Below are 524 nucleotides of genomic sequence, written 5' to 3'. Positions count from 1 at the left end.
TTAAAATTTAGGGCTGTTAAGAAGATGTTAAACAATTGCTCGCTTAGTTTGTACGTTCAATGTTTAAAAAAGCCGTAAATTAAAGCATACAGAGTGCCTGCATTTGCAAGCACTCTTTTTTCGTTCAAGGTAATGATTTCAGTAATTGATTCTGATGTCAAGTAAGGGAAAGACTTTACGGGACAGGGGATCGCAAATAGCCATTTTTTCATATCATCCCTGTTGATGCAGGGCAGTGACTCACACCTCCACCTCCCCTCAATCCTGTCTGAGACCTGCCCTGTCTTTTTTACTGCCGGTTCTCCTTACACCGCAATATCCAGATAGATTGCCAGTTCATTCTCCAGTGTTTTCCCTGCGATCTCCATATCGATATCAATATCAATATATTCCAGGGTGGTTGCCAGACTACGATGACCCAGCAAACACCTGACCAGCTGCAAATTACGATCCGGTGCTTTCATCAGCTCTGTGGCCAGTGTATGACGAAAACGGTGAGGGGAGACGGCAAAACCACACTCTTT

At 43.7% G+C, this 524-nt stretch carries 1 protein-coding gene; it reads right to left on the bottom strand.

Translation table 11 applies throughout. From position 1 onward, the window contains the following. Nucleotides 1–305: 305 nt before the first annotated feature. The coding region (locus AAC147_RS06695; protein ID WP_047686048.1) for a tyrosine-type recombinase/integrase at nt 306–524 on the bottom strand (219 nt) is incomplete at its 5' end.

Source organism: Xenorhabdus sp. NBAII XenSa04 (assembly GCF_963866145.1).
Taxonomy (GTDB): Bacteria; Pseudomonadota; Gammaproteobacteria; order Enterobacterales; family Enterobacteriaceae; genus Xenorhabdus; species Xenorhabdus indica.
This window is presented reverse-complemented; position numbering and strand designations above follow the sequence as displayed.